Here is a 1,272-nt window from a genome sequence, read left to right as displayed (position 1 = left end):
CTTCACACCATCTGACATGCAATTACACGACTTTGCCGGGGCCCTGTACTGTTCACTACTGCGCGACATTGCCACCCCATCATTTCTGGATGCTCGTTCAGCGGCTTCGGAGCGTGGAGCACAGTTCCTGCGCGAGTCTCGACCATGTGCTGGGTGGCCAAGGCCTCGCCGTGCACCATCCGCGCACACCTACTGAACACGTCCAGTTTCCGTTGGCCGGAGCCTCCCGGATCTCCCGCCCAGGTATCCCGAAGGCTTCGAGGACCCGGCGATCGCTGGGCGCGACATTCTGAAGGGCGGTGGGGGCATAGAAACCGAGTGTGCGGGCGCGGGAACAGTCGTGGCTGACTTCCGGCGTAGCGTCCACGTCAAGGATAAAGAAATCTGTTCCAAGAGTGCCGTGTCACACCGGTTTCCGTTGACACGTCGGTTGTGTGGATCGACAGTCTCACCCTGCGCTGATTGTCTCTCGAACCCGTGGATTTGGTTGGACCCGATCAAGCGAGCACTCGATCGGCCGGCTGCATCTCCGTCTGCGCGTTCACGCCACCATGTATCGACGGGCGCCTCAGGACGTCACGTGACGCAATTCCTGGCCTCACATACGATCCGCGCCTTCGTCGAATGCACACACTGTGCGTCCCATCGTCTGGTCCACTGCAAAAATGCTGCATGCTGTGACCAACAGAAGCTAGGCATGCCGCTTCATCGTCAGATTCCCACGAGGGGTCCGATGACGGGCTTCCACTGGTAGATGGTCTGGTCGACGACAACACCCTGCGTGACATAGGGGTCCTTGGCGAGCAGGGCCTGCAGGTCGTCTTCGCTGTCCGCCTTGAACACGAGCAGGGCGCCGGCTCCGTCGGCCCAGGCGCCCGCTTCCTGTAGCACGCCTTTGGCGGCCGCGTCCTTGACGAAGACCAGGTGGTCGGCATGAGCAGCCTCTTTGACGGATGCGTCAGTGGTGTACGACCAGATAACAGCGAACAGGGCCATGGTCACTCCTCGGGGGATACGGTCATGAAACGACGCGCGTACTCCTCATGGAATACGTACTCGAGAACGGTAGGGCGTCGGATGCCGCAGCGAGTGTCCTATTTTGCAACATCGTCCGTGCACGACGACGAGGTACAAACGGCATCATTGCTGTCCCGAACAGAGGTGGGAAGACGTCCGCTCGGCGTGAGGAAGAGGGTGTCCGCGCAGACTCAGCGGCGAGGATGTCTTGTTATGCGACAGAGTGTTTCAGGGGTCAGGAACCGAATGTTTCGT

The 1,272-nt window shown here is 60.2% G+C and carries 1 protein-coding gene; it reads right to left on the bottom strand.

Going from position 1 to position 1,272, the window contains the following annotated elements:
• Positions 1-711 precede the first annotated feature (711 nt).
• Complete coding sequence (locus QR64_RS15020; protein WP_006550534.1) at positions 712-996, bottom strand: YciI family protein; 285 nt, start codon at positions 994-996, stop codon at positions 712-714.
• Positions 997-1,272: the final 276 nt, after the last annotated feature.

The organism is Rhodococcus sp. Chr-9 (assembly GCF_000801125.1).
GTDB classification, from domain to species: Bacteria; Actinomycetota; Actinomycetes; order Mycobacteriales; family Mycobacteriaceae; genus Rhodococcus; species Rhodococcus pyridinivorans.
This window is presented reverse-complemented; position numbering and strand designations above follow the sequence as displayed.

Excerpts from the sequence above, each read along its gene's own strand:
- QR64_RS15020 (WP_006550534.1), bottom strand. The coding sequence starts at position 996 with ATGGCCCTGTTCGCTGTTATCTGGTCGTACACCACTGACGCATCCGTC.